At 60.5% G+C, this 25,884-nt stretch carries 27 protein-coding genes, 1 tRNA gene and 1 pseudogene; 17 read left to right on the top strand and 12 right to left on the bottom strand.

Translation table 11 applies throughout. The features are described from left to right. Positions 1-11 precede the first annotated feature (11 nt). Positions 12-1,325, top strand: coding sequence for a 3-phosphoshikimate 1-carboxyvinyltransferase (aroA, locus tag EO141_RS19185; RefSeq protein WP_127169985.1), 1,314 nt, complete (start codon positions 12-14; stop codon positions 1,323-1,325). A 156-nt stretch (positions 1,326-1,481) separates the two neighbouring features. Here the strand turns inward: aroA and EO141_RS19180 are convergent, their stop codons facing one another. Together EO141_RS19180 and EO141_RS19175 are read right to left on the bottom strand one after the other, a co-directional pair. Further along, a complete protein-coding gene (locus EO141_RS19180; RefSeq protein ID WP_127169984.1) occupies positions 1,482-2,060 on the bottom strand; it encodes an energy transducer TonB in 579 nt (192 codons plus the stop codon). A 240-nt stretch (positions 2,061-2,300) separates the two neighbouring features. After that, positions 2,301-2,966, bottom strand: a complete 666-nt coding sequence (locus EO141_RS19175; protein ID WP_164739325.1) for an energy transducer TonB — start codon at positions 2,964-2,966, stop codon at positions 2,301-2,303. A gap of 111 nt (positions 2,967-3,077) precedes the next feature. On the opposite strand from EO141_RS19175, the gene serS reads away from it, so the two are divergent. The 5 genes from serS to EO141_RS19150 all read left to right on the top strand — a co-directional run bounded on the left by serS (position 3,078) and on the right by EO141_RS19150 (position 8,449). Next, positions 3,078-4,358 carry a serine--tRNA ligase gene (gene serS, locus EO141_RS19170; protein WP_104582831.1) on the top strand — a complete coding sequence of 427 codons (1,281 nt, stop codon included), beginning with the start codon at positions 3,078-3,080 and terminating at the stop codon, positions 4,356-4,358. A 464-nt stretch (positions 4,359-4,822) separates the two neighbouring features. Beyond that, entirely contained in the window at positions 4,823-5,839 is a 1,017-nt protein-coding gene (locus EO141_RS19165) for a LysR family transcriptional regulator (protein ID WP_016903391.1), read from the top strand. Positions 5,840-6,162: 323 nt separating this feature from the next. Beyond that, a tRNA-Ser gene (locus EO141_RS19160) sits at positions 6,163-6,252 on the top strand. An 83-nt stretch (positions 6,253-6,335) separates the two neighbouring features. Continuing rightward, positions 6,336-7,829 (top strand): site-specific integrase, encoded by a 1,494-nt coding sequence (locus tag EO141_RS19155; protein ID WP_164739324.1) that lies wholly within the window; start codon positions 6,336-6,338, stop codon positions 7,827-7,829. 41 nt (positions 7,830-7,870) lie between these two features. Further along, entirely contained in the window at positions 7,871-8,449 is a 579-nt protein-coding gene (locus EO141_RS19150; RefSeq protein WP_127169982.1) for a hypothetical protein, read from the top strand. Here the strand turns inward: EO141_RS19150 and EO141_RS19145 are convergent. Next, positions 8,446-8,661, bottom strand: coding sequence for a hypothetical protein (locus EO141_RS19145; protein ID WP_127169981.1), 216 nt, complete (start codon positions 8,659-8,661; stop codon positions 8,446-8,448). The two genes, EO141_RS19150 and EO141_RS19145, sit on opposite strands and share 4 nt — an antisense overlap. 286 nt (positions 8,662-8,947) lie before the next feature. Beyond that, positions 8,948-9,562, bottom strand: a complete 615-nt coding sequence (locus EO141_RS19140) for a hypothetical protein (protein ID WP_127169980.1) — start codon at positions 9,560-9,562, stop codon at positions 8,948-8,950. A 158-nt stretch (positions 9,563-9,720) separates the two neighbouring features. Between EO141_RS19140 and EO141_RS19135 the strand changes: the two genes are divergently transcribed. The 3 genes from EO141_RS19135 to EO141_RS19125 are packed head-to-tail and all read left to right on the top strand — an operon-like array spanning position 9,721 to position 13,139. Continuing rightward, positions 9,721-10,395, top strand: a complete 675-nt coding sequence (locus EO141_RS19135) for a VWA domain-containing protein (RefSeq protein ID WP_127169979.1) — start codon at positions 9,721-9,723, stop codon at positions 10,393-10,395. After that, the gene (locus tag EO141_RS19130; RefSeq protein ID WP_127169978.1) at positions 10,395-11,204 is read left to right on the top strand and encodes a PP2C family serine/threonine-protein phosphatase; all 810 of its coding nucleotides are present in this window, start codon (positions 10,395-10,397) and stop codon (positions 11,202-11,204) included. The genes EO141_RS19135 and EO141_RS19130 overlap by 1 nt, the downstream gene beginning before the upstream one ends. Beyond that, complete coding sequence (locus EO141_RS19125; protein WP_127169977.1) at positions 11,205-13,139, top strand: hypothetical protein; 1,935 nt, start codon at positions 11,205-11,207, stop codon at positions 13,137-13,139. A gap of 24 nt (positions 13,140-13,163) precedes the next feature. Here the strand turns inward: EO141_RS19125 and EO141_RS19120 are convergent, their stop codons facing one another. From EO141_RS19120 to EO141_RS19115, 3 genes and pseudogenes are all read right to left on the bottom strand, one after another. Then, a complete protein-coding gene (locus EO141_RS19120) occupies positions 13,164-14,006 on the bottom strand; it encodes a hypothetical protein (protein WP_241236694.1) in 843 nt (280 codons plus the stop codon). A 144-nt stretch (positions 14,007-14,150) separates the two neighbouring features. Continuing rightward, positions 14,151-14,297, bottom strand: a pseudogene (locus EO141_RS21745) (DUF4236 domain-containing protein); the annotation flags it as partial. Between the two features lie 89 nt (positions 14,298-14,386). Then, positions 14,387-14,740, bottom strand: coding sequence for a helix-turn-helix transcriptional regulator (locus EO141_RS19115; protein ID WP_256359922.1), 354 nt, complete (start codon positions 14,738-14,740; stop codon positions 14,387-14,389). Between the two features lie 102 nt (positions 14,741-14,842). On the opposite strand from EO141_RS19115, the gene EO141_RS19110 reads away from it, so the two are divergent. The 3 genes from EO141_RS19110 (at position 14,843) to EO141_RS19100 (ending at position 16,713) form a co-directional block, all read left to right on the top strand. Continuing rightward, positions 14,843-15,751: a hypothetical protein gene (locus EO141_RS19110; RefSeq protein ID WP_241236690.1), complete on the top strand. Its 909-nt coding sequence runs from the start codon at positions 14,843-14,845 to the stop codon at positions 15,749-15,751. Further along, positions 15,751-16,140, top strand: coding sequence for a hypothetical protein (locus EO141_RS19105; RefSeq protein ID WP_127169974.1), 390 nt, complete (start codon positions 15,751-15,753; stop codon positions 16,138-16,140). The genes EO141_RS19110 and EO141_RS19105 overlap by 1 nt, the downstream gene beginning before the upstream one ends. 72 nt (positions 16,141-16,212) lie before the next feature. Beyond that, entirely contained in the window at positions 16,213-16,713 is a 501-nt protein-coding gene (locus EO141_RS19100) for a hypothetical protein (protein ID WP_234878398.1), read from the top strand. A gap of 3 nt (positions 16,714-16,716) precedes the next feature. Here the strand turns inward: EO141_RS19100 and EO141_RS19095 are convergent, their stop codons facing one another. The 4 genes from EO141_RS19095 to EO141_RS19080 all read right to left on the bottom strand — a co-directional run bounded on the left by EO141_RS19095 (position 16,717) and on the right by EO141_RS19080 (position 20,886). Next, entirely contained in the window at positions 16,717-17,073 is a 357-nt protein-coding gene (locus tag EO141_RS19095; RefSeq protein WP_127169973.1) for a hypothetical protein, read from the bottom strand. A gap of 219 nt (positions 17,074-17,292) precedes the next feature. Further along, on the bottom strand, positions 17,293-17,937 hold the full coding sequence (locus EO141_RS19090) for a DUF6338 family protein (RefSeq protein ID WP_058563000.1): 645 nt from the start codon (positions 17,935-17,937) through the stop codon (positions 17,293-17,295). Positions 17,938-18,025: 88 nt separating this feature from the next. Then, positions 18,026-19,423 carry a site-specific integrase gene (locus tag EO141_RS19085; protein WP_127169972.1) on the bottom strand — a complete coding sequence of 466 codons (1,398 nt, stop codon included), beginning with the start codon at positions 19,421-19,423 and terminating at the stop codon, positions 18,026-18,028. Positions 19,424-20,130: 707 nt separating this feature from the next. Next, positions 20,131-20,886 carry a hypothetical protein gene (locus EO141_RS19080; protein WP_164739323.1) on the bottom strand — a complete coding sequence of 252 codons (756 nt, stop codon included), beginning with the start codon at positions 20,884-20,886 and terminating at the stop codon, positions 20,131-20,133. A 309-nt stretch (positions 20,887-21,195) separates the two neighbouring features. On the opposite strand from EO141_RS19080, the gene radC reads away from it, so the two are divergent. From radC to cho, 5 genes are all read left to right on the top strand, one after another. After that, entirely contained in the window at positions 21,196-21,675 is a 480-nt protein-coding gene (gene radC / locus EO141_RS19075) for a DNA repair protein RadC (protein WP_127169970.1), read from the top strand. Between the two features lie 69 nt (positions 21,676-21,744). Next, a complete protein-coding gene (locus EO141_RS19070; protein WP_127169969.1) occupies positions 21,745-21,936 on the top strand; it encodes a hypothetical protein in 192 nt (63 codons plus the stop codon). Between the two features lie 516 nt (positions 21,937-22,452). After that, positions 22,453-22,728 carry a hypothetical protein gene (locus tag EO141_RS19065; protein ID WP_127169968.1) on the top strand — a complete coding sequence of 92 codons (276 nt, stop codon included), beginning with the start codon at positions 22,453-22,455 and terminating at the stop codon, positions 22,726-22,728. Continuing rightward, positions 22,721-24,133, top strand: a complete 1,413-nt coding sequence (locus EO141_RS19060; RefSeq protein ID WP_127169967.1) for an XVIPCD domain-containing protein — start codon at positions 22,721-22,723, stop codon at positions 24,131-24,133. The genes EO141_RS19065 and EO141_RS19060 overlap by 8 nt, the downstream gene beginning before the upstream one ends. Positions 24,134-24,503: 370 nt before the next feature. Then, positions 24,504-25,367 (top strand): excinuclease Cho, encoded by an 864-nt coding sequence (gene cho / locus EO141_RS19055; RefSeq protein WP_127169966.1) that lies wholly within the window; start codon positions 24,504-24,506, stop codon positions 25,365-25,367. A 148-nt stretch (positions 25,368-25,515) separates the two neighbouring features. On the opposite strand, the gene EO141_RS19050 is transcribed toward cho, so the two are convergent. Beyond that, complete coding sequence (locus EO141_RS19050) at positions 25,516-25,770, bottom strand: hypothetical protein (RefSeq protein WP_127169965.1); 255 nt, start codon at positions 25,768-25,770, stop codon at positions 25,516-25,518. Positions 25,771-25,884: the final 114 nt, after the last annotated feature.

Raw genomic sequence — 25,884 nt, 5'->3', positions numbered from 1 at the left:
GGATCACACGCATGAGCAGCAGCACGCAGCACTGGATCGCCCGGCAGGGCAGCGCCTTGCAGGGCAGCCTGGCCATTCCCGGCGATAAATCCGTCTCGCATCGCGCGGTGATGTTCGCCGCCCTGGCCGATGGCGTCTCGCAGATCGATGGCTTTCTCGAAGGCGAAGACACCCGGTCCACCGCGGCCATTTTCGCCCGGCTCGGCGTGCGTATCGACACGCCGTCGGCGTCGCAGCGCATCGTGCACGGCGTGGGCGTGGATGGTCTGCAACCGCCCAGCGAGGCGCTGGACTGTGGCAATGCCGGCACCGGCATGCGCCTGCTCGCCGGCCTGCTGGCGGCGCAGCGCTTCGACAGCACGCTGGTCGGCGATGCATCGTTGTCCAAGCGCCCGATGCGGCGCGTGACCGGCCCGCTGGCACAGATGGGCGCGCGTATCGACACCGAAGACGACGGCACCCCGCCGCTGCGCGTGCATGGCGGGCAGACGCTGCGCGGCATCGACTTCGTCTCGCCGGTTGCCAGCGCGCAGGTCAAATCCGCCGTGTTGCTGGCAGGCCTGTATGCGCAGGGCGAAACCTCGGTCACCGAGCCGCATCCCACCCGCGACTACACCGAGCGCATGCTGTCCGCATTCGGCGTGGAGATCGAATTCTCGCCCGGCAAGGCCCGCCTGCGCGGCGGCCAACGCCTGCGCGCGACCGATATCGCGGTGCCTGCGGATTTCTCCTCGGCGGCGTTCTTCATCGTGGCAGCCAGCATCATTCCCGGCTCGAACGTGCTGCTGCGTGCGGTGGGCCTGAATCCACGGCGTACCGGGCTGCTGGCGGCACTGCGGCTGATGGGCGCGGATATCGCCGAAGAACAGCATGCCGAGCATGGCGGCGAGCCGGTGGCCGATCTGCGCATACGCTATGCGCCGCTACAAGGCGCGCAGATTCCCGAAGCGCTGGTGCCGGACATGATCGACGAGTTTCCGGCCCTGTTCGTGGCCGCCGCGGCGGCAACCGGGCAGACGGTGGTCAGCGGCGCTGCCGAATTGCGGGTCAAGGAATCCGATCGCCTTGCAGCGATGGCCACCGGCCTGCGCGCGCTCGGCGTGCAGGTCGACGAGACCCCCGATGGCGCGACCATTCATGGCGGCAGCATCGGCAGCGGCGTGATCGAGAGCCACGGCGACCACCGTATCGCGATGGCGTTTGCCATTGCCGGCCAGCTGTCCACCGGCGACGTGCGGGTCAACGACGTGGCCAATGTCGCCACCTCGTTCCCGGGGTTCGACAGCCTGGCGCGGGGTGCCGGTTTCGGGCTTGAAACAGCCTGAGTAGACAGACAGCGTTTGAACAAAAACGGTAGTTCTTGGCCGGCACGGATTGCCGGTCGAGGCGGCGCTGGCGCGCAACGCCTGTCAGTCGAGGTTCGGGTGTCGCCTTGCACTCAGTGCGGCGATACCGCTAGCTCACTCGAGTGGTGATCCCACTCAGCGCTCTGCGGTGAACTCCACCGGCACCTGCACGCTGCTGACCACTGCATGGCCATCGCGGGTGGCCGGCTCGAAGCGCCACTGACGCAAGCTGTCCATCACCGCTGCATCCAGGCGCGGGTCGTTGCTGCCGCTGCGATCGACGATGCTCACATCGCTCACCCGGCCTTGCACATCCAGTTGCAGGCGCGCAGTACGACTGCCTTCGATACCGGCCTGTGCGATGTCTGAGGGATAGCGTGGCATCGCATTGCCAGGCAGCGGAATCGCTTCTTCGGTGCTGGTCGGCGCGCGCACGGGTTGGTGCGCAATCATGGTCATGGCGCGCGGGCCTTCCGACGTCGGCAGGATCTGGCGGCTGGCCGCAGGCGCCGGGCGCGTATCGGTCGCGAACGATTCGTCGCTGTGTCGGGCCCACCACCAGGTCGGCACCACCATCAGCACCGCCAGCAGGGTCGCCCATAGCCAGGGCGAGGCGCCATCGGCAGCGTCGTCGCGGACGCGGTCGTCGGTGTGCGCGGAGCGCTGCGGCAATGCCTGCGTGGGATGTGGCGAGGGATTGGAGATGAAGGACATGGCCGGCCTCCTGGCGCATCTTTGGGATGACGTGACCAGTCTGGTCGGCCTTGCCTGAGGCGCAGCTAAGGCAGGGCACTCAGGAGGATTCAATGCGCGGTAGACATTCAGCTTGGTCAAGCCGGCGCCGGGTCCAGTTCGATCCGCCATCCCCGGTCAACGCACGGCGCTCTCCTCGCCTGCGGCAGGCGGGCCGTCATCGGCGTGCGGGGCAATCGACGCATCCCACCGCCGCGCCTCTTACTGCGCCGGCTTGAACTCGAACGGGATATCCAGGCTCCCGGCAATCGGCTGGCCATTGCGCTGTGCCGGATGGAAGCGCCAGCGACGCACCGCTTCCATTGCGGCGCGGTCCAGGTCGCGTGAGCCGCTGCGCTGCACCAGCGTCACTCCGCCCGGGTTGCCCGCCGCGTCCACGTCCACCCGCACCACCACGTCGCCGGCATCGCCGCGACGCAAGGCCGCCGAGGGATAGCGCGGCGGCGGCATCTGACCCTGCATCGGCACCGGGCGATCTCCGCCTGCAGCAGCCGCGGCGCTTGACGGGGCCGCGCTGCCCGGCGCACCGGGAACCGCGTCTTCAGGCAACGGCATGGGGGCAGGCGCAGCCGGCGGCGCGGTCTCCACCAGCGTCGGCGTGTCTTCCGGCGGTTTGGCCTGCGGCATGTCGCTGGCGCCGTCCTGGGCCGGCAGCGGCGCAGGTAGCGGCTGGATGCTGTCGTCGGCCTGCACACCGGCAGCCGGGTGGGCCGGCGAGGCCTTGTAGAAGTCGTCCTTGCGGCCGGTGGCCCACACCAGCAGGAACAACAACAGGCCGGCAACGAAGGCGATACCGGCAATTTTCAGGGTGTGGCGGGGCAGTCGCAGGACGATCTGGCGATCGGACGCAGGGCGGGGCGCGGGCATAGGGCTCACCTGAAGGATCGGGCCAATTCTGGCATAGCGGCGGTGAATCGATCGCAGCAGGTGGCGGAACAGGCGATAATCTCGCGCTTCCCACTGACTCACAGACTCCCGATGCTAGATCCGGCCCTGCTTCGCCAACATCCCGCCGACCTTGCCGAGCGCCTGCGCAGCACGCGCAGTTTCTCCCTGGACACCGCGGAACTGGAGTCGCTGGAAAGCGAGCGCAAGCGCATCCAGGTGCGCACGCAGGAACTGCAGAGCCAGCGCAATTCCAAATCCAAGGCGATCGGGCAGGCCAAGGCCAAGGGCGAGGATGTCACTGCGCTGATGGCCGAGGTGGCCGGTTTTGGTGAGGAGCTCAAGGCCTCCGAAGAAGCGCTGGACGTGATCCGCGCCAAGCTCGAGACCATTGCGCTGGGCCTGCCCAATCTGCCGGCCGACGATGTGCCGCAGGGCAAGGACGAGAGCGAGAACGTCGAGCAGGCGCGCTGGGGCACGCCGCGCCAGTTCGATTTCCCGGTCAAGGACCATGTGGAACTCGGCGCGCCGCACGGCTGGCTGGACGGTGAGACCGCTGCCAAGCTGTCGGGTGCGCGTTTCACCGTGCTGCGTGGGCCGGTCGCGCGGCTGCACCGCGCGCTGGCGCAATTCATGCTTGACCTGCATGTCGGCGAGCATGGCTACGAAGAAACCAACGTGCCGCTGCTGGTCAATGCCGAGTCGATGCGCGGCACCGGGCAACTGCCCAAGTTCGAGGACGACCTGTTTCAGACCGAAGTGGGTGAATCGCGCCGCTACCTGATCCCTACCTCCGAGGTGCCGCTGACCAACATCGTGCGCGACGAGATCGTCGACGCCGAGCGTTTGCCGCTGCGCATGACTGCACACTCGATGTGCTTCCGCGCCGAAGCCGGCAGCGGCGGCCGCGACACGCGCGGCATGATCCGCCAGCACCAGTTCGAAAAAGTGGAACTGGTCACCGCCTGCGCGCCGGAACACAGCGATGCCGAACATCAGCGCATGACGCGTTGTGCCGAAGTGGTGCTGGAAAAACTCGGCCTGCCGTATCGCAAGGTGCTGCTGTGCACCGGCGACATGGGGTTCTCCGCGATCAAGACCTACGATCTGGAAGTGTGGCTGCCATCGCAGGGCACCTACCGCGAGATTTCGTCGTGCTCGAACTGTGGCGATTTCCAGGCGCGGCGCATGCAGGCGCGCTGGCGTAACCCGGCCAGCGGCAAGCCGGAACTGCTGCACACACTCAACGGTTCCGGCACCGCCGTGGGCCGCGCGATGATCGCGGTGATGGAGAACTACCAGAACGCCGATGGCTCGATCGATGTGCCCGAGGCGCTGCGTCCGTACATGGGTGGGATCGAGCGGATCGGGTAGGAGCGGTCGGCGCAATTGCCACGCAGCGCAGCTGCCAGGCGGGCGCGGCCGATGCCCGGCGTTGTCGTGCAGCTTTGATATGCGGCGCTGCGTGTGCCGTCAGCTCCCACTGACGACTGCTCCCGCGTTCGTCAGTCACTTAAGCAGTGGTACTCGCGCGACTGCTGGGTTGCCAGATGTGCCGCCGCGTCACTGACAAACCTGGAACAGAAACGGGGCCAGCGATGGCCCCGTTTGCATGTTCATGCAGCGGCCTTTTGCGTCGCCGATCGTGGCGAAGCGCTCTAGCGTTTTTTTTCTCCACCCCAGCCGCGTGCCGCCAGCTATGCATTTACCGTGGCGAAACCGATGGAGCTCGGAGCGCAGCAGTTCGCGGTCCTGATTGCATGAAACTACATTTCTGGTGTATCAGGTCGTTGCTCTGTTGGGATAAAGGTGATTAAATGTCACTTATCGTTCTATCCATGGATGCCTGCGCCATGCACGACCTGAATGACCTGTATTACTTCGCGATGGTGGTGGACCACGGCGGCTTCGCTGCAGCCGAGCGTGCGCTCGGAATCCCCAAGTCGCGCCTGAGCCGCCGCATCAGCCAGCTCGAAACCGACCTGGGCGTGCGCCTGTTGCAGCGCTCCACGCGCCGCTTTGCAGTCACCGATGTCGGCACCAGCGTGCACCGGCATGCCCAGACCATGCTGGCCGAAGCGCAGGCCGCGCGCGAGGTGGTGGACCGTCTCAGCGCCGAGCCGCGCGGCCTTGTCCGCGTGAGCGTTCCGGTCTCGCTGGCGCAGATCCAGTTGCCCAAGCTGTTGCCTGAATTCCTGGCCAAGTACCCCAAGGTGCGGCTGCAGCTCAACATCAGCAATCGCCGCGTCGATGTCATCAACGAGGGCTACGACATCGCGCTGCGCGTGCGTTCGCGCCTGGACGATGACGGCAGCCTGGTGATGCGCAGCTTCGGCCAGGTGCAGGAGTTGCTGGTGGCCAGCCCCAAATATCTGGACCGCGCCGGGCGCCCCAAGGACCCGAGCGAGCTGGCCAACCACACCACCATGAGCACCAGCGAGGACGAAGCGCACCAGCGCTGGGAGTTGCACGGCCCCAACGGCGAGATGCGCCGGGTGGACCTGCAGCCGCGCCTGGCCGGGTTCGACTTCCCGCTGCTGCAGTCGATGGCGCGCGATGGCTTCGGCATCACCATGCTGCCGGAAACCGTGTGCGCGCAGGCAGTGCGCAGCGGCGAGCTGGAAGTGGTGCTGCCGCATTGGTCGCTGCCGCAGGGCATCTGCCACGCGGTGTTCGCCTCGCGCCGCGGCCTGCTGCCGGCGGTGCGGGTGTTCATCGACTTTCTTGCCGAACACCTGCCGCAGGAAATCGAACGCTCGCGCCTGGATTGCGGCGGTAACTGCGCCGAGCTGGCCGAGAAGCTCAAGCGTGCGGCCGCAACCGCACCGCGCCTGGCCGTGGCCGAAGCCGGCTGATCGCTGTGCCTCTGGTCGTGGCTGAAGCCGGCCAAACGCTGCGCCTGGTCGTTGACGTCGGCACATCAGCGCTGTCGCCTGGCAGCGCTGCGTAATCGAGAACGCTGCGTAACCCGGCAAGCGGAACCGCTTGGCAGAGCTGTGCAGCTCAACAACACGCTGCGCTTAGCAAAGCGCGTCCGGGCATGCGAGAATGCGCGCCCGGGAGCAATCCCGGGTTGATGGCGCCGCTCAATGCAGCGTCCATCGACAGACGTCACCCGTTTCGCATGTGGCGCCAGCGTGATCACCCGACGCCTTCGGCGGTCGCGCAAAGCAGCATCGGAGAGATGGCCGAGCGGTTTAAGGCACCGGTCTTGAAAACCGGCGAAGGGTCAAACCTTCCGTGGGTTCGAATCCCACTCTCTCCGCCAGTCACTTCTAAGTCATTGTTTTTAATCATTAATTTTTTAGGCGAGTTGATTGGAGGCAGGAAGCATGCAGAGGAAACACTCGCATGCGCACCCCTCATCATTTGAGCCGGTCATCCACTGGCCGCTGGTCGTTCGTCCAACGTGTGCCCATCGATTTGCAAACCGTGATGGGCTGCCGGCTTATCAAACGCACCCTCCAAACGAAGGACTTGGCGCAGGCGCACGTGCGTGCGGTCGTGCTTGGAGCGGGCTATGCTCGGCTCTTCGCACAGTTGAAGGATCAACGCGTGACCAAGCTGAGCAAGACGGACGCTGACCTGCTCATCGCTCGCCTGACGAGCGCCGAGAATCTCCAGGAACTGACGCTCAACCGCACCCGCCAGCCGGATGGGACGGTGACAGAGCAGTGGCAGATCGACAGTCCCAAAGACCTAAAGCTCTATAGGCAGCTGATGGAGCTGGAGGCTATGGCCGGCGCTGCCTTGCAGGCTCAAGCCGGCCCAGGTGCCGTGCCGACCATGTTCGGCTCCGCCCCGCACCCCAGCTCAGTAAGGCAGGCTTCTACACCGGCCATCGAAACAATGACGCTGGGCAAAGCCCGTGACGCATTCCTGGCGACGCTCAAGAGCTCGACGTTGCCCAAGACCTACACGATCAAGAAGACCGCCATTGAAGCGCTGGTGTCCTTCCTGGGACCTGCGATGAAGATCCATGCCATCACTCGCTCGGACTTGGCGCGCTGGTATCAAGATATGCGCGAAAAAGGCGCGTCCACGCCGACGCTCACGAACAAGCAAAGCTACATTGGTGGCAAGGGCGGGTTCTTCGAATGGGCCATGGCGTCGGGCCATTACCCGAAGGGCGACAACCCGGCCTCCGGCCACGTGAGCTACTCCCAGCGCGAAAAGCGGGCCCGGAAGAAGTTGGGTTTCAAAGCGTATGACCGTGCACAGATCCAGGCCCTGTTCGCGCCCGAAGCGCTGGCCAAGCTGTCTGAATCGGCACGCTGGGCGTCGCTCATTGGGCTCTACAGCGGTGCCAGGGCATCGGAGGTCGGCCAGCTCCTCGTCAAAGACGTGTTCGAAGAGGACGGCATCCCATGCGTCCGCATCTCGGACGAGGGCGAGCACCAAAAGGTAAAAACTGAGGTGAGCATTCGCACTGTGCCCCTCCATCCCGAGCTCCTCAAAATGGGGTTCTTGGAATGGATCGATGAGAAGCGCAAGGCAGGTCAGACAAGGGTGTTTCCTGCCGCAAAGGCCACGGCGGTGAACGGGCAGGGCAACTGGATCACCAAGGCGTTCAGTCGGCACCTGGCTGAGGTGGGAAAAGGTTGGGAGCCTGCAAAAAGAGGCTTCCATTCCCTCAGAAAGACCTTCATCCAAGAGCTTCAGGGCGCTGGAGTGGTGTCAGAGCTCCGTGCGCAGATCGTGGGCCATGAACTCGATGACGAGCATCATTCGACCTACAGCCGAAGTTTCACTGCAAGAGAAAAGCTCACCGGACTGGTAGGAGCCTCAGCGGGAATTCAAAAGCTGAAGTTCGATATATCGATGGTTACTATGGCCGCCTTATAAGGCTTCGCACGTGTGCGTAAGGACTTTTGAGGTCACATTTCATGGGAGTTAAAGCGAAGATGTCGAGGAAATTCATTTCTCGGATGAGAGGTCTAGATGATGATGGTCTTTGGACGATTGAGCATGGCTGCCGAGCTATCGAGTGGTCGCATCCCAGCATTGTTGGCAATGTGATAGGAAACTTTGAAGCCACTAAGGATGCTCTAGGATCAGAGTTTTTTGTTCCTTCGCCTGAGGATCTTAGGGCGTGGATGAGGGGTGTCAGGAGGTCAGCGCTATCAGAGACTGGAATTAAGTCGGCCAAAGAGAAAATTACACGATTTGTAAAATCCTGCATCCCCATACATTTTGATAATGAAAATCAGATATCAGTTTGCTCAATAGAGATCCTTGATGCGATTGGAGATCCGGTTCCGGGTATGCCAATTTCATACGTAATATTTAGCCCCGCAAATGGGGGTGCGATCAAGATGGTTATCGGTGAACCAGTCATGAGGGAGGCGTTGACTGCATTGGCAAGTTACTTGGCCTCAAGAAAAAAGCCGGCGCCGTGTGGTGATGACCTTTCTTTATCGCCGAGCAAGAAGTTGGGGAGAGGTTCTGGGAAAAAGTTATCCTAGCGATCTTGCTGGGTAGGCGTGATAAATGGCACCTCAGCAATCTCTTGGTCTTGCCACCTGACTTCGATGTCTTCTGACCAGTCATAAATGTGCTCCTGCCATTTTGAGATGCACATTTCTGTGGCGGCATCTGCCTCTGTCCGTGCCTCGACTGGAGGCACGCGCTGCAGGGAGGCGAGGAAAGCGCTCGTCCAAAACTCGTGAATTTTCATGGCGGGTCGATTGGTGTGTAGGGTTAAGACGTTTTATGTGCCTATGGGAATTTGTCAAGAGTAAAAATGCAGGGGTTTTTAGTCGCGTCGCGAAGCGAGACTATATGTGACGATTCTGGGCCCGCTCGATAGCTTGCCGCTGTTGAAAACGATGAGCCCGTCCGTTAAATGAACTAAGGCTGGGTATGCAATGAACTGCGTGTGGCGGTCCCCGCTTCTTGAACCTTGGATAGCGACTATTGTGTCAACTGCGCATACAGCACAAGCAGGAACGTCGGCATCCCGCTCAGCTGCCCGAAGACCCAGAACGCGCCCGCGAAGCTCGTTTCGACTTGTTCGTGGCTATCGACTTGAGAGCGATTTGCTGGTCACTGACACTGAGCTCAGCAAGTGGTCCTTTCAAGGCTCCGAGCTGTAAGGCACCAGATTCCGTAATGGTTAACGAACTCAACCTGGACGACTGTTTGGCGTTTCGGTCGTAAGCAATGGCAATGAGGCCGTGGGCATTGAATACCAAAGCGCTGGCTCCAATGGCCACGCAGCCAGCGGAAGCCTTCTTCGCGCCGGCGTCTACCATGACGAAACGAAACCCTTTGAACGTCATGTCCGCACTGACGTGCCAGCCCGCATTGATAGCCGCCTTGGCCTCGGGGGATGGGTTGGGCAGCGACGACAAAGGGCATCGCTCGTCCGCCTGCATGGGTTGCTTTACCGGCGGCAGCTGAGTGGTGGGCACCAGCCTTAGGGAACCAACGCGCGCGGTCGAAAAAGCAGGGGTTCCTGCGTTCAACGGAGGACTCACTGATGAGTTCGCTGCGGTTTCGACTGTCGTCTTATCTGGCACGCTCTCTACATCTGCAGGGCGAAGTGCTAGCGCCGCCACCATGGTGAGGATAATCACTGCGGAAACCGCTAAGGGAGTCCAATCCGCGACTCCTTGCGGCGCCCAAGCTGGCAATGAGGTAGGGGTAGGGCGAGTCACCATGGCCCATCATAGATTGGGTTGATTAGCAGAGCTATGATGGCGCTTCAAGCCACTGGACAGGGAGATCCAGCGTAATGAACGATTTTGAACAGGTGCCTTTCGGCGCCAGCGATTTTGCCGAAAACCCCGAGAACCGGTGCGCGTGCCTACTTCTGCTGGACACATCAGGTTCCATGGGCGGCAAGCCCATCGAGCAGCTCAACGCTGGCCTGCTGCAGTTTCAGGAAGAACTGAACTCGGACTCGCTCGCTGCCAAGCGGGTGGAGGTCGCCATTGTCACCTTCGGTCCGGTCCAGACCGTGATGGACTTTGTCACGGCAGACAGCTTTTATCCTCCCGTGCTGTCGTGCACTGGGGACACCCCGATGGGCGCAGCGATTGAGCAAGGCTTGGAGATGGTTCGGCAACGCAAGGAGATCTACAAAGCCAACGGCGTTTCCTACTACCGACCTTGGGTGTTTCTCATCACCGATGGTTCGCCGACCGACGCATGGCAACGCGCTGCAGCGTTGGTCCGGGAAGGGGAGGCAACGAAGAATTTCCAGTTTTTCGCGGTTGGCGTGCAGGGGGCTGACATGGACATCCTCGGCCAAATCTCGACGCGCGCACCGCTGCATCTGAAGGGGCTCCAGTTCAAGGAACTCTTCAAGTGGCTGTCCAACTCCATGAGCGCGGTGTCCCGTTCGACCCCTGGAGATAATGTGCCCCTGGTCAACCCCGCAGCCCCGGACGGCTGGGCCAGCGTGTAATGGATCTCCAGGATTGGCGTGTCGTTGCGGCCTCATCCATTGGCACATCCCACATCAAGTTTGGAACGGACTGCCAGGACGCCTATGAACAGGAATTCTTTCCAGAGCACGGCACCGTGCTCTTGGTGGCGTCGGATGGTGCGGGAAGTGCATCTCAATCAGAGACCGGTGCGAAGCTAGCGACGTTGGAGATTCGGGACTGTGTGCGCAACCACTTTGAAGACGGCCATGGCGTTGAAGAGATAACGCGGGACGTGGTCTTGAACTGGCTCGCCGGCGTTACGGCCCGTATCGCGCACAGGGCTACGGCGGACGGGTTGGAGGTCAGAGAGTATGCTTGCACGTTGGTGGCGGCTATCGTCTCCCCGACGCATACATGCTTCTTCCAGGTGGGCGACGGGGCCATTGTTATTCGCCCTCGCGGCGATGATTGGGCCTATGTGTTTTGGCCCCAGCACGGGGAATACATCAACACGACCGTTTTCGTCACCGATCCGGCTGCCGTGTTGAACGCGGAGTTTTCCTGCAATGTGGGCGCGGTGGATGAGGTCGCGGTGTTCACCGATGGCATCGAAGCCTTGGTGCTCCACCAAGCCACGCAGAGCGTTCATTCGCCCTTCTTCGACAAGATATTCGCGCCGGTCCGTGCCTTAGAGGGGGCAGGCTACAGCAAAGATTTGTCCTCTAAGCTGGAAGCCTATCTTGCCTCGCCAGTGATCTGCGAGCGGACGGACGACGACAAGACACTCCTGCTTGCCAGCCGGCTGACGAAGCTGCCAGACGCACCGGCGCCAGTAGAGGACGCCTAAGTGGTTTCACCTGCTCTGGTTGGTAAATCCGGACCGGTCCGGCTGGGAAAGCAACTGGGCAAGGGGGGTGAGGGGACGGTCTTCGAGGTCGAGGGGAGGCCGGACTCGGCTGCCAAAATCTATTTGGCTGCGGTAAGCAGTGAGAGAGCCGACAAGCTGGTGGCCATGGCTGCCCTTCGGACCGCTGCGCTGGATCAGCTCACTGCCTGGCCTACTGACGTGCTGCGGCAATCCGATGGCAAGGTCTGTGGCTTTGTCATGGCCAACCTTCGCGCATCGAAGGACATTCATAAGCTTTACAGCCCCAAAAGCCGCTTGGCGGACTTTCCCCAGGCAGACTGGAGGCTAGTGGTTCGTGCCGCCTTGAACACTGCGCGAGCATTCTCGGTTATCCACCAAGCAGGTCACTTGGTTGGTGACGTCAATCACGGCGGTGTGCGGGTGTCACCGGATGCGACCGTGAAGCTGATTGACACAGACAGCTTCCAGATTTCGCATCAAGGGCGCACCTTCCTCTGTGAGGTCGGCGTCCAGGACTTCACACCGCCCGAGCTCCACGGAAAGGCCTTCAAACAAGTCACACGCACCGCCAACCACGACAACTTCGGCCTGGCCGTCCTGATTTTTCAGATGCTCATGAACGGTCGGCATCCCTTTGCTGGCCGATACAGTGGGCCGGGCGACATGCCAATCGAAAAGGCGATCCCTGAGTTCCGCTACGCCTACGGCAAAGACACTACGCGCACCCGCATGCAGCCTCCGCCGCTCAGTGCGTCGCCGGCCGCAGCGTCGCCTTGGGTTGCAGGCCTTTGGGAAAAAGCCTTTGGCTTCGACGGGGCGAAGCCTGGTGGGAGGCCGAAGGCAGAAGATTGGGTCCAGGCCCTGACGAAGCTGGAGCAGCACTTCAAACGGTGTTCTTCCAGGCCGTCCCATTTCTATTTCGATGGGCTTACTGAGTGTCCGTGGTGCCCGATTGAACGCGCAGGTATTGCGCTCTTTGGCGGTGCAGCTGTCGTCATCCCCAAGCTGGCCTCAGGCCCCTTCAACCTGGATGCGATCTGGCGAGATATCACGGCGGCAGTGTTGCCACCCATGCACGCGCTGCATCAGGTGAAGGCAGTGCCTGCCAATCCCAAGATTCAAGCATTGGGCCGCAGGCACACCTTCTGGAAAACGACCGGGTGGCTGGTGGGGCTGCTTATTGTGGTGCTTGGCATCGCGCTTTCTGCGGTGCTAGCCCCCGTGTGGGCGTGTCTGGGCTGGGCGATGGGCGCGTGGGTCAATAGCCGTGGCCGCGCGGATCTAGCGCCACTGACGTCCGGCTATCAGCAAGCGAAAGCCCAATACGACGGTCTCGTCGCTCGATGGAAGCAAGAGCAAGCGGACACTCAGCTCCAGGCGAAGCAGAATCAGCTTCGTCCGCTGCGGGATGAGCATGCCGGTCTGCAGGCGGAACGAGAAAAGCGTTATCGAGCGCTGTCCAGCAATCGCGAACAGATCGCACGCAAACAGTTCTTGGATCAGTTCGAGATTGAGCGAGCCACCATTCCGGGCATTGGGGCGGCGAAGAAAGTCATGCTGGAATCGTTTGGCATCGAGACGGCAGCAGATGTGAATCGCAATGCGGTTCTAAACGTTCCGGGGTTTGGGCCCGCGCTGACCGACCGCCTTATGAAGTGGCGGCAGGAAAAAGAGGCACGATTCCACTTCAACCCGAACTCAGCAATCGACCCCAGGCAGGTCGCGGATCTGGATCGAACCATTCAAGCAAGAAGGGCCCAAATCGAGGCAGACCTAGTGGCCGGCCGCAGTGCCATTCTCCAGATGCGACAGGCCGCGATGGCTCGTCGCAGGTCTTTGGAGGAAGCCATGAGTGCCGCGGTGGAAGATTTCTCACAGAGGACAGCGGACGCTAGGGCTGCCGGGGTTCTTTAAAAGCATTGCTGACAGAGGGGATAGCTAGGGCAGCTCCCTAGGAATGACTCGGGATAGGCCCGCAATAGCTGAGGCGAACCCAGCGGCTGATCCTAGACGAGAAATCTGTAGTAGCTCGTTGAGGCCGGTGTCGCTGCGCAGGGTGACCTCTTCGTATTGGCATACCGGCAGCTCCCGATTGTCCTTGAAGCGGCGGTCAGGGCCTCCTTTCTTATTGACGTAACGCCACGTCCTATCCACAACTGTTGCATCACGCGGAACGCTGCCATCCTCAATAAAGCGAGTGGATGACACCAGCACCTGTAGCTCTTTGTAGCCTACCGCGCCAACGCCATTCACGTCGTAGATCAGAACGCGGTCCGGGAAAAAATGGAGTGCCTGGGCTCCGACATTGACGGCGATGGTCTTGATGTTCGTTTTGACAAATGAGGGCGGTGCTGAGGCAAAGCGTGTTGGCTTGCGGTCAACAACGGTTCCCGCCCCAGCATGGTATTTCCGGTCGAAGACCTTGGCGTGGGAGGACACGTGCCACGTGGCATAAGCGGAGGCCATGGTTTGGGCTCCTGCGTGGAGTGCTTCCAACGCCTTCTCCATCGGCTCGTCCAGCTCATACATCAGAACTACCGTCTTCCGAAGTTGGTCCTTCAAATGCGCTGCGATGATGGCTCCTATGCTGAAGAAAGCCAGCATGACCAGCGCCCAGTTTGGTGCTTCGTTGCCAGTCGCAATCAAAAGCACCAGTGCCGAAACCACAGCGACGCCTGGCCAAATTCGCCATCTCTTCTTCTTTGCATTGAGCTCTTCCAGCAACGCCTGCGAGGACGAGTCCACAATCGTGGTCGCGTCGGCCGAATCTATGTCGACCATCGGGCCATGTGTGCGCGAAATCTCAGGCCATTGTCGGGGTGACGCTGGAGAGGGCTGGGCGCCAGAGACGGGACGAATGGGGCCGAGTGGGGTCCCCGGGCGAGAACGTGTCGCTCCCAAAGGAAAGGTTGCGCGGTAGAAGATTCCACCCGCTCCCATGTGCACGTAGTTGCCCCGCGGACCAGTTCCGACTCGGAACCCCTTGATTCCAGTTGAGACGCCAATTCCGCCCTTTGACAAGTTGAACCGCAGAGGTCCAACCCTCACGCTTTTACGTAGATAAAGTCCCATGCTCAGGCCCCCCAAGGCCTCCGTGCCAGATGCTTGTATAGCACGTGGCTCCGCTGTCGCAGCTGGTTCGGGGCGCCTCGATGGTTCCGCTAGTCGTCAGCGTTTGGCTTCAGTAGCTTCTGGACGTGCGCAGCACGCACCTTGGGCTCCAGCTTAGATAGCGCCACCAAGACCTTTGCCAGTTGCTCTTGCTGACCATGGCTCTGCTCCCCCAGTGCCATGATTGCGTCGCCCATGCCAGGGCTGCTGGCCAATAAAAAAGCGGGCGGCACTTCAAGCGCTTCGGCCATCTCAAACAATGCCTCAAGGCTGATAGACATGGCTCCAGATTCATATCTGGATATCCGAGCTGACGCTGTGTCTTTGTCCAGGCCCATTCGCATCCCTACCTCGCGCTGACTCAAGCCCCGTCGTTCGCGGGCTTGGCGCAGGCGCGCGGCCACGACATCCCGGGGGGCGGGAGTGGCGGGCTTCACAGGCTGAATCGATGCAGTGCAGGCATCTAAACAGCATGACGGAAGCCTTACGCCACGGGTAGACTCTACGTGACACGTAAGTATGTCGCAACCGAGCGCAAGGAGCAGGGCATGAAGAGGCAGTGGGCAGCGGTCATGGGCGCGTGCGTCCTGGCAGCAAGCATGGCAGTGCAAGCGCAAGCGCAGGACAGGGGGAATTTTCTTCAGCAGATTGGGCGGGCCATCACCGGGGCTCCGCAGGCATCAACGGAGAGGACCAAGAGCCCTTATCTCGACCCGGTGGGCACCTACTGGGACCTCGACCAGGACGAACTAGCGGGCGCGCAACACATCCGAGCCGGGCTGGCGTCCACGGCCTCGGCGGGTTACCACACGTGTGACGCGAGGCTGATTGCATCGACGCGATCCAGCTACCGGTTGAGCAAGGCCGAGCGCGAGCAGTGTTTTTATGGCGAGTGGCTGATCGATACAAAACGGAATGGCCCGAATGGCATCACCGCACAGCAGCCGCAAGCCATCGAGCGCAAGTATGGCGCTGCCTTCGATGCACGGGCCGAACGCTTCCGCGGCATCCAGCGTTTTGCTCTTCGCCCCAACATCGTGGACCAGCCGTCCTATGACCGGCAACGCGGCATCTTGGACATCTACGTGCCGATTCCTTGGATCACCGGATTCCAGGTAGAGGGCATCACGGGCGAGGGGTTTGTCCCGACCAGTGCTCGCAGTGAGCGATCTGTTTGGACGCCCCAGCATGCCGGGCACTTTCATCTTCCGATCCACATGAGCGAAAGCGAGGCAACCGGGTTGTTCCGGCAGGGCAGGGATGCGAAGGACGATCTGGTCATCTTCAGCGTCAAGCGGGTCTGGTTGGAGAACGGAGGCCCGCGCGCTGAGGTGGACGTCGAACGTGTCCAGGTGGGTTACCGAAACGAGGTCATCGGCGTGGACCTGACCAAACAGAAGAAGGGAGAGTCGTGATGCGGACCATTCAACGTGTTTGGATTTCAGCGTGCTTCTTGGCGTTGGGCTTGTCGGCCTGTAATGCAGAGCATGCGCCGAGCAAGGAGGACGCGGTCAAAGCGGTAGATCGGTTCTTTACCGAGCAGGGGAGGCAGGCAACGCTTCAGCGGACTTGGCGGTTCGAAGTCAAGGAAGCGAGCGGGCTGAAGATTTCTTGCACAAAACTGCCCAACGGTGACCAGGACTGCCGGGTCTCCGGGATCGTCGATGCACTGGGCTTCATTGGCGGGCAGCCCACGACGCCGAAGGCTAAGGAAATGCGCCTGAAGATGACGATGAAGTTTCGGCCGGCGGGCGAAGGTTGGGAATTGGTCGACGTGAGCGATAACGGAACTTCTGCGGGCTGACCCCCTTGGGCAACCAGTTGCCAGGCGGTTGCCGTGACGCCGCTTGGTGTTGCTTCTACCAGAGGAAAAGAAATGAACCACCAAGCGAACTACCCGCGGCTTTATGCGCCGACCGGGCCGGCTGCCATGATCCTACCCTGCGTTATTCTCGGGCCTTTGGGCATGCTTTTGTTTGGAGCAGGCCTCGACGCTGTTTTCAAAACCCAACAGCTGATGGGCTTGGTCTACTGCGCAGGCGGGCTGCTGATCGCCGGCTTCCTGGTGTTCTGCCTGATGTTGCACATTCGTGCCCAGCATGTCTGGGCTTGGCACGTCAGGACCGGCCACATTCCCTACTTTCGCAAAGGCGGGTTTCTGAAAGGGGCGCTCGTGGGCGGCGGATTGGGGCTTGCTATCGTCTTCGGTTGTGCCGTGCTTGGCTGGAAGTTTGCGGAGCATCCGGTCTACTATGAGCTCGCTACCGCTGCCTTCTACGTCGCGTTTCTGTGGGGGCTTCCTGTCATCGTGGTGCCCACACTCATCGTGGGCTGGGCGAAGCGGGCGTGGGATCGCACGACCGTGCCACCAGCCTGATTATCAGCTTTCGAGCTCTTTCCAATATGGTTTCCAGCCGAAAACAGTCTTTCCGCTAAGGCTCTTGCTTGTAGGCGTAAAGCACTTCATGAAGTGCTTGCCCTGCCAAGTGACAACCTCTTTGGACTGGGCGTTTGGAAACGCTAGGTCGAGCTGAGCATCGCGGTCCTCCTCTGGAGTCCGCTGAAGAGTGCCGTCTTCTTTTAGTGCGAGTTCGATTGCGATCAGGGTGGCCCTAGCTCTTTCAATGTCTGCGCGGAACTTGTTGGGGTTGTTGCCCGAGTAGTTGTTTTCCTTTGTTCTTAACAAAGAGAGAGCTTCAGCTGCTCTGGCGTGATCTTCTAAGGTATAGCTACTCATCAAGGGATACCGGTCGACGCGACGTAGAAGTGCTGCACAGCAATGGCTGGCAGCTCTTCATAGCGGCCAGATCTGTCCACGCCCTTCAGCGGCAAATAGCCCCAATACGGGGCTTTGGGGCGCAGTTTTCATGGCTTCTTTGGCGGCGGCGGCGGGTTCGGCGGCGGCGCTGGCCGCGCGCTACGGGTTGGAGGGTTGGCATTGTCAAAGACGTGCTGCCTACCCGGCGGCGGAGGATTCGAGCCCTTTCGCAGATTTGTCATCTTCAATCGTCTCTTTAGGAAATACTTCGACCCAGCGGACATCGGTTGCGTGAATGATTATGCCATCGAGGGTAGTTAGTTCAACCAACGTTCCACCTTCGGTGATCCAGGCAGGCTCCTGAATGTAAAACTGTCCAATGGATGGGCTTACGGGCCACTCTTTTGGCCACCCCATGAGCCGGCGGCCATCTTGGAGCTCAAGGATTACGAAGGCTGGGTTCGAATCAAGGACGCAGAACCATTCGCTTGGATGCGATGTCCGAGAAGTGAAACCTCGGCCGCGCAGCCAAGAGTGAAACGTATCCTTGTTGACCGCGGCGGCGACCCCAACGCCCAGTAGGCCAGCAAATAATATCGACCATATTGTCTGAGAGTCACTGGTCCAGACCCCGAAACTCTGTATTTTGCCGGCCGCAAGAAGCCCGATCTTGAGGACCTTCGTAGCGCCGTGGACGACAAAAGTGAAGACCAAGGCCTCGACCGTGCGCTCAAACTGGCTGGGCTTGGGGTGTGAAGTGAGACCGTAGAAGATCCAAGCTGATAGGAAGCCGGGAAGGAGGAACATCAGCAGCGGCGTCGCTTGGGAAAACAGGTTGTCCATCTCTGTTGTCACGCTCCAGTTAAGCCGCAAACCTGAACTACCTGTATGACTGCAAGGTCCAACGCCCAATCTTATGTGTGCGACTCTACTACGGGTAGAACTTCGCATCCTTGCCCAGCTGCTTCTTGAACTGACCGCGCTCGTATTTCGGAAGCACGACCGGTGGGTTGAACCGTTGGAGCGCCGCCACCTGGCGGGCCCGCTCTTCGGGGTTCTCCGTGGTCTGATAGAGGTTCAACACAGGGAACCGGTTGTTCTCGGAGTGTCCCGTAATCGTGGCCACGTCTTCCTGAGGAACCCGGGCATGCTTGAGCTTGGTGGAAAGGGTGTGGCGAAAGGCATGAAAACCAAGCCCTTTGCCGAAGCCTAGCTTCTTGAGGTAGGCGCTGAACTGGATGACTAAGCCTTGACTGTAGCGCGCATTCGTTTCACCCGACGCCTCGCAGACGCCCGCAGAGAGATGGGGAAACAGCCGCGGATGGCCACATGCCTTGATGTCCTTGATGAAGTCGAGAAAGCCGGCATCAAGCACCGCTTGATGGATGGGAATCCGACGGAGGGCCGACGCTCCTTTCACTGTCTGGCGTGTCTGGAAGTGTTCGTTGCCTGCCAAGTCGTCGTCGACCGTGAGCTGGATAGCGATACACCAGATCCCGTTCTCGTTCACGATGTCGTGGACCTTGAGTTGCGCAATTTCGTTGACACGCGCGCCGCTGTAAAGGGCCAAGATGGGGCACCACCAGCGATGGGGCCATTTCTTGGCCCAAGCGACGAACGCGTTGGGGTCGAAGATCTTCTGAAGTTCTGCCTCCTCCAAAAATCGCTCGGCTTTTTTGCCACGGTTTGGGTCGGTCACTAGGTTCTTCTTGATCTTCCCCATCGCCGTCATGGGGTTTCCAGGAATAGCGCGGGTAGCCACCAGGCGTCGGAAGAAGTTGGTCAGGCAAAGGTTGTGCTTCTTGAGTGTTGCGTGAGACACGCCTTGCACACCGGTGGCCTGGCCCAGCGCAATCACTTGGTCGACCGTCATTGCGCGCAGTTTGGGATCCTGCAGCAAAGCGGAGGGTGCCCATCGCAAGAGGTCCCACAGGCGCTCAACATGGGTGTGGTCAATACGAGAAACCGGGATGTCGCCGCACGTCAGCAGGAGCAGGTTTAAGGTCCGGGCATAGTCCTTGACGGCGGCGGATTTCAAGTAACGACGGCGCTGGTGTAATGAGAAGTCTTCGATCTCGATAGACAGGAGGCGTGCAGGGCTGCCGGGTGGCAGCAGCTCGGCGTATCGCGTGCCATGCTTGCCACTCCGGATGCGGGCAGTCTTGCTCAACACCGTGTTGATAAGGTCCTGGGCATTGAACGCGCCCTCACGGTTGGTGATTGTGATCTTTTCGAACTTTACTCGGCCAATCTTGATCCCTTCCAAGACAAGGCCGCCGTTGGGTGTATCGATGTAACTGCTGATGATGTCGTCAAGTGGATGAGTCACTGCGTTGCTTCCATTGTTTACAATGGAAGTAGGGATACGACGAACCGCTCAAACGTCAATCAAAATTGAACAGCTTTTTATTTCCTGATGCAAACTCCAGGGACGACCAAGTGGAGTTCTTCCTCGGCCTGCGGATCCGATCTATTTCGTTTGACAGAACCTATGCGCAGCAAGGGTTTTAAAGGGGTAGTTGTTCGCGGTTGCGTAGTCAAAACCATACTGTTTAAAAAATCAGAGGCCGTCGGAATCGGCATATATCCTAACGTAAAAATGAATGAAAACTAAACGCCATTAAATTTTTGTTAGTTTAACTTGACATGTATGGAGGCTCCGCCGCAGCTTTAAACGGTTGGTCCCCATCCTGCAGGAGTCAAGTTATGCCGATTAAGCCTGGCCCTAAGCCGATTGCGCCCTCTACCGGGAAGCCCGATCAACGTCGACGCGACAATAAAGATACGCCTGGAAACACGCCTGAGCTCAAACCTCACAAGCACAAAAAAGGAAGCTGAGGCCTGCTAATCGGAGGGGGCGCTGTCCTTGCACCCTCTCTGACCGGGTAGTTTAACTACCTGGCCTCTGACACCCTCTGGTAAGCGCTGTCAGCGATGGCGTAGAGGCCCGGGACGCCCGTTGAGATTCAGCCGCGACGGCCCTGAAATCATAAGCAACGCGTCGTCCGGATCTAAGCGTTGGTCTGAGGTGTGACGTTATCGTGGAGTCCAAGACCACCTGTGGCTTTTGGTTAGCCGAACGAAATCAGCATGCGGGTGAAGGAAGATGTGCTCGATTCGGTCGGGCTCGAGATCGAACCGGCTGTAATCCTCAAACCGACCCAGGGCGTCTCTTGTCTCAATGCCAAAGGTGGCCAGATCTGCTTGGTAAACCGCCGCGGCTAGACCGAAGCTGTTTCGCAAATAGATGGCTGGGACTTGGGCTTGGACTAGGGCAGGCCTGCCAATAGAGCGCAGCACCGGACCGAGAACGGGATCTCGGGCGTTGAGGTTGTAAAGCGCTTCGCCTCCCCAGTGCTCCAGCAGAGGCCTCACGCCGCTTTCGTGCGTGTCACAGGGTGGGTAGAAGCAGAACCAAGCCTTCCCGACGCGATTGGCGTCCCGGACTTGATTGGTCTTGAGGAGGCGTGCAGCTTGGTCCGCGGTTAGGGTGCCTTGCTCGACTTGAGCCGCAAGTCGGCGCTCAATGAAGTCAGGGCCCAGCGCCTTCAAGCCCGTGCTTCGTATCTTCTCGGCCTCGCAATCCGTCAGGCGGGTGAAATGGAAGCCGCGAATGGCGAACGGACTCAAGACGTCGCCGAGTTGCTGCATCGCCTCATCGAACGTTTTTGCTGCTTTCTCGGGGAGGTCTTGCTCCCAAGCCCTGAACACCGGGCGCAGTCTCTCAATGGCTTGTTGAAGCCCTTCGGGCCAACTGGCCGGGTTGTTCACGTCCAAGAGAGGGGCGGTCATATGACTTCCACGTGCGAAGGCATTGATGCTAGCCCCATCAATCCTGCCCTGCATGCGTCCATACGTTGGGTGTCAGCGGCTGGTGGACGGACTGCGCCATTGGCCTTGTCCTCTCAGCGCTGAACCTCTTAAGGGACCTTAGCTCCGCTGTCCCGACCACAAGGACAAGCCTCCTCCTCGTCGCTGGCGCTTTGTTGCGGCCCTCCGCTGCGCGCCGCTTGCGCGGTGCTCGCTCTCGGGTGCGGTAGGGCCGGACGCTTCGCCTGTCGGTTCCCACGAGGCGCACAACGCGCTGGTGGAGAAGAACCTATGAAGCGCACCCAAGACCGAGCAGTCCAGTATCAACTTCAGATGGACGAGGAAGGGATTCTTCTAGCTGCTGCCCACATCCTCGAAGGGCGGCTTCAGCGCCAAGGCCGGATCCACAACCCGGAGCAGGCCGGCAGCTACCTGGTCGCCCGTTGCGCTCACCTGCCGCACGAGGTTTTCGGCGCCGTATTCCTCGACAACAAGCACCACATCCTCGCGACCGAGCACCTGTTCTCCGGCACCGTCGATGCCTGCGAAGTTCACCCCCGGGTCGTCGCCAAGCGCGCGCTGGAGCTCAACGCGGTCGCGCTCATCATTTTCCATAACCACCCTTCGGGCAATCCGGAGCCCAGCGAAGCGGACCGCAAGGTCACCGAGCGCCTGCAGCAAGCGCTGGGCCTCTTGGACATCCGGGTCCTCGACCACCTGGTCATCGGTGGCCAGAGGAGCGTCAGCTTGGCCAGCAGGGGGTGGGCATAGTCCGCCCCTTCACCTGTGCCGCCTGCCGAAGCTAGACTGCCAAGGCAGATCCACATCCATGGAGCAGGAATGACGGCGTTTCACGTGCAAGGCATTGTCTGGGAGACCGATGGCAAGCGTCCTAAATTGCCCACTGAAGCCACGGTCGAATGCGCGAGCGAAGAAGACATCGCCGATGCGCTTAGCGATGCTTACGGATGGCTGGTGAGTGACTTCGCTGTCGTAGACGGTGCTGATGGTGCCAGTGATCCGAGAGCGTGATTCCATTCTGGGACGCGCGCCGCACCCGACGGTTAGACTCTGGTGGCAACGAAGCACATCGAGCACTCACGGAGGCTCAGCTTGCGGTTACTGATTCGCAGCATTGTCGTGCTTACTCTTTCGTTAGGGACGATGGCCTGTGCTCAAGGGCCGGCGAGTAGCCAAGGCAATCAGGAGAAAACAATGGAAGGACGACATCCCCCTAGCGCCGCAAATGTGCGCTCCGAGCAAGACAAAGCCGCTGCTAGTGCGGACAGGGCTGCAGACGAGGCCACCCGGCGAGCCGCTCCCAATGCTGTGGTGTCTGGCGATTACCCACCATTGCCGCAAGGCCCGGCGCTAACGTCAGGTGCATTGGTCGAGGCCATCGTTCGAATGGCCAAATCTTTCGAAACCAGAGCAGCCATGGCCCCGGCTCACGTTGCGCACGTGTCAGGGCTTGAGGTGACGCCAGACAGTCAAGGGCGGCGCACAGGGCTCCAGGGCGCACTAGGTGCGGGGCACTATGAGTTCGCTGTGTGGAAGCCTTACGCGCGTCATCCTGGGCACACCATCGAGCTGACCGTGCGGCCGTCCGAGGCCTGCGACCTGTCGTTTAAATCACTGCATGACCCATTGGTTGCAGCCGGGTTCGGTGTGACCAAGAACGCGGTGGGCTTCAAACCGACGGTCTACTTTGAGCGAGCACTCGCAGACGGGCTTGGCTTGTATGTTGTCGTCAGCACGGACAAGCACGAGGACCCACACTGCGTTTCGCGGGTCAGGCTCGAAATGGAGCCGCGTGATGGCTGATCAGCGCGACATTGACCGGTTGCTCCAGGACCTGGAGCGGCAGCCGGGCCTCCCCAAAGGTGCGATGCGTGACCTCCGTGAAGCCATAGATACTTCGCCTTACCTTGCTTCGGTCATGACCCAAGCCATCGATCTGGGCACCCTCCGTCGCCTGGAAGTGTCCAACCGTCCGAACGAGGGCGGGCACTACGATGACAGGACGGGCACCGTCAGCATCAACACCTCGATTTTCGCGCCGTCCATTCGGTCCGACCGCTTAGACATGTTGGCGGGAACGTTGGGGCACGAGACTGGGCATGCGCTGATGGCGCCGTCGGCGCAGGTTTCCTTGAACACCTTTGTGTTCAAGCTCGATGCCGCGCTTAAAGACGGTATCCAATACGGCGAGTCGGTCGTTGATGCCACGGCGCTGTCCAAGGAATACGTGGCGTCCGCTCGGCAGAACGAAGCCTTGGCCGAGTTGGTGAGCATGAATTCCGTGGCCAGTCGAGTGACGACGACTACGGGAGAGTTCAACCAGGCCGAGTTTCTGCGTCGCGTCGAGCCGACAACCGCTTGCGTGAAAGACGGAAAGCTTGAGCCAGGCATCCATTTGGACGAGCGCGGACTTCAGCGGACGGGAAACAGCATTTCCAACCCGGCTGTGGAGGCCGTTGCCGTTTGCCACTTCGATAGAAGCGACAGCAGCATGGGGCGCCAAGGCACGGCTAACTACCCCGGCTACTACGCGGCTTACCCTGTGAGCGCAGGGGCTGCGTTGCTAAAAGATCGCGCAGGCTCGACGACCCAGGCCTTGCCGCGGCTGGGTTACAACCTCGCAGAGCTCGGCACCGATACGGCCAAGCTGGAGGGAGCCGGACTGAACTTGGGCGGGCAGGGCAAAGCGTTCGGGTTCGTCGATACTTCCCACGGTCAGCAGCGGGAAGTGGAGGTGCGCCAACTGGGCACAGCGCAGCATCGCCCGGACATTGAGCCCCCATCGCTTCGGTCACCTTCGCAGGTGCTGGCAGACAATCCCGCTCACCCCGACCATCAGACCTATGCCCGCATCCACGACTGGGTCAAAGGCACGGGCAACTGGAACGACGAGGAGAGCCGCAACGTGTCGGCGTCGCTCTACAGGCAGCAGGTGGACGATCCGCTGTTGAAACGTGTGGACCAAGTCACCGGGGGCTTAGGCCGAGATGGGGCGCACAACGTCTTTGCGGTCTACGCTCCACATGGGGTGGGGGTCGCGCCCATGTTCCATGCCCATGTCGATGGACGAGAAGCCTCCCAGCAGCCGGCCCAGCAGAATCTGCAGCAGGCTGAAACCATTCAGCAGAACCAGGTCCGCCAGCAGGCGCTCGAACAGACGCAGCAGCAAAACGTTCAACAGGAGCAGGGACCAAGGATGACGATGTAGTCGCGCGGAGCGTTCTCGAATGGCTCAATTGAGAAATGTCCTTCCTATCCGCCGCACGGCGTCGAAGAGGCAGGCTGGTTGTTGATAGATGGCTCTCCTTGCCCCGCTCTATATCTAAAGCATGTTCTTAGGAATGTCTGAGATGCCGTGGCTGAACTGGTCCAGCCGTCAGTAGCACCAGACCCGCTGCGCTTTGATGCTTTACCGCTAACTTGATTGGTGGCGTCCCTGCATCAAGGTTCTGCTGAACATGGCTACGCTGAGGCTAGCTCGGAGTGGATCGATGCGGGCGGGACAGAGTGCAGTCGCACAGACTGAGACGGCGTTGCACCAGAGTGTCACCCCTACATCACCGCCTTCACAACACCGCATGCCCAGTAGTGCCAGGCGCGCCCGTCGCGCATCCGATGTTTTCGATTACGCTTACCCAGAGCATTTACGCGATTGCGTGGAAGCACTTCCCAAAACAGCAGGGGTCTACACCTTTCACGGGAAGGAAGGCCTGTTGCCGCTCTACGTCGGTAAGAGCATCAACGTGCGCACCCGGGTGATGGACCATTGCCGCACCCCGGAAGAGGCCTCACTGCTTCGTCAAACGACCTCGGTTTCCTGTATCTCCATGGCAGGCGACGTTGGTGCACGTTTGCTGGAGGCGCAAATGGTCAAGCGTCAGATGCCGCTCTACAACAAGCTGCTTCGGAAGGTCCCGCGGCAGTTCTCCATCCGCCTCTATCGGGGCGAGGTCTCTATCGTTCACTCGGCGGAATACGACGTGACCTCCTCACCGATGCTCTACGGGCTCTACTCCAGCCCGCAGTCCGCTCAAAAAAGCTTGCGGCGCATCGCCGATGACCACCGGCTCTGTTACTCCCTGGTAGGGCTCGAGCGGCTGCCTTTGGGCCGCCCATGCTTTCGCGCCATGCTCAAGCGATGCGCGGGCGCTTGCTCGGGAAGTGAGACCCTGGATGAGCACGAAGAGCGCTTACGTGCTGCACTCATTCGTCTAGAGCTTTCAACCTGGCCCTTTCATGGCCGGATTGCGTTGGAAGAGAAGGGCGAGAACTTGCGCCAGCTCCACGTGCTGGATGCCTGGCACTACCTGGGCACCGTCACGACACTGACGGCGGCCAGGAAGCTGAAAGGCGAGCCGTTGGGCTTCGACCGGGACAGCTACAGGATCATCAGGGCTGCGATAGAGTCGGGACTTCACGCCATCACCGTCCTTGGCTCGTAGAGCTCTTCCGGACTATCAAGCAGGGCCAGATCCGTTGGCAAGTCATGGAACCGATGCAGCCGGGGAGCGTCCAGCAGGAGCAAGGGCCTCGGATGACTATGGGCGAGCATTGGGTGGCTTGCAAAAAAGCTGACTTGATAGGGCAAGGTTAGTGGAGCAAGCCTGCCCGGTCCCTCATGTGATTGAGCAGCAACGTTTCCAGTTCTGCCTCGTCTAGTGCATGTGCACCCGTCTGGAAGATTAGGTCAGCCACTCGCTGCCGCCGTCTCATCTCTTCGCGCCTTGCTGTTTCCTGCGCCTTTGCTTCGCGGCGCTGGTTGGCTAAAAGCTCTTTCGCTTGCAGCTGTGCTAAGCGCTCGGTGGCCCGCTGAATTTGGTCTCGGTAGTGATTCGTTGCGGTCATGCGTTTCTCCTGTCGCTTGGAAATGAGTCAATCAGGAAAACGGCTCGCGTCAAGCGTTGAGGTGGTCTCGAATTTCGGCCGCTTCGAAAATCGAAAAGCCTGAAAAACGAGGCT

The organism is Xanthomonas sp. BRIP62415 (assembly GCF_003993515.1).
In the GTDB taxonomy this organism is placed as follows: Bacteria; Pseudomonadota; Gammaproteobacteria; order Xanthomonadales; family Xanthomonadaceae; genus Xanthomonas; species Xanthomonas euroxanthea.
The sequence above is the reverse complement of the archived record's forward strand: the minus strand, read 5'-3'. Positions and strand labels throughout refer to the sequence as shown.

Bases quoted from the DNA above. Each gene is read 5' to 3' on its own strand.
- EO141_RS19060 (WP_127169967.1), top strand. From the start codon at position 22,721: ATGGCTGATCAGCGCGACATTGACCGGTTGCTCCAGGACCTGGAGCGG.
- EO141_RS19155 (WP_164739324.1), top strand. From the start codon at position 6,336: ATGCGCACCCCTCATCATTTGAGCCGGTCATCCACTGGCCGCTGGTCG.
- serS (WP_104582831.1), top strand. From the start codon at position 3,078: ATGCTAGATCCGGCCCTGCTTCGCCAACATCCCGCCGACCTTGCCGAG.
- aroA (WP_127169985.1), top strand. From the start codon at position 12: ATGAGCAGCAGCACGCAGCACTGGATCGCCCGGCAGGGCAGCGCCTTG.
- cho (WP_127169966.1), top strand. From the start codon at position 24,504: ATGCCCAGTAGTGCCAGGCGCGCCCGTCGCGCATCCGATGTTTTCGAT.
- EO141_RS19135 (WP_127169979.1), top strand. From the start codon at position 9,721: ATGAACGATTTTGAACAGGTGCCTTTCGGCGCCAGCGATTTTGCCGAA.
- EO141_RS19145 (WP_127169981.1), bottom strand. From the start codon at position 8,661: ATGAAAATTCACGAGTTTTGGACGAGCGCTTTCCTCGCCTCCCTGCAG.
- radC (WP_127169970.1), top strand. From the start codon at position 21,196: ATGAAGCGCACCCAAGACCGAGCAGTCCAGTATCAACTTCAGATGGAC.
- EO141_RS19165 (WP_016903391.1), top strand. From the start codon at position 4,823: ATGGATGCCTGCGCCATGCACGACCTGAATGACCTGTATTACTTCGCG.
- EO141_RS19090 (WP_058563000.1), bottom strand. From the start codon at position 17,937: ATGGACAACCTGTTTTCCCAAGCGACGCCGCTGCTGATGTTCCTCCTT.
- EO141_RS19120 (WP_241236694.1), bottom strand. From the start codon at position 14,006: ATGGTCGACATAGATTCGGCCGACGCGACCACGATTGTGGACTCGTCC.
- EO141_RS19095 (WP_127169973.1), bottom strand. From the start codon at position 17,073: ATGAGTAGCTATACCTTAGAAGATCACGCCAGAGCAGCTGAAGCTCTC.
- EO141_RS19070 (WP_127169969.1), top strand. From the start codon at position 21,745: ATGACGGCGTTTCACGTGCAAGGCATTGTCTGGGAGACCGATGGCAAG.
- EO141_RS19150 (WP_127169982.1), top strand. From the start codon at position 7,871: ATGGGAGTTAAAGCGAAGATGTCGAGGAAATTCATTTCTCGGATGAGA.
- EO141_RS19175 (WP_164739325.1), bottom strand. From the start codon at position 2,966: ATGCCCGCGCCCCGCCCTGCGTCCGATCGCCAGATCGTCCTGCGACTG.
- EO141_RS19100 (WP_234878398.1), top strand. From the start codon at position 16,213: ATGAACCACCAAGCGAACTACCCGCGGCTTTATGCGCCGACCGGGCCG.
- EO141_RS19050 (WP_127169965.1), bottom strand. From the start codon at position 25,770: ATGACCGCAACGAATCACTACCGAGACCAAATTCAGCGGGCCACCGAG.
- EO141_RS19130 (WP_127169978.1), top strand. From the start codon at position 10,395: ATGGATCTCCAGGATTGGCGTGTCGTTGCGGCCTCATCCATTGGCACA.
- EO141_RS19080 (WP_164739323.1), bottom strand. From the start codon at position 20,886: ATGACCGCCCCTCTCTTGGACGTGAACAACCCGGCCAGTTGGCCCGAA.
- EO141_RS19105 (WP_127169974.1), top strand. From the start codon at position 15,751: ATGCGGACCATTCAACGTGTTTGGATTTCAGCGTGCTTCTTGGCGTTG.
- EO141_RS19180 (WP_127169984.1), bottom strand. From the start codon at position 2,060: ATGTCCTTCATCTCCAATCCCTCGCCACATCCCACGCAGGCATTGCCG.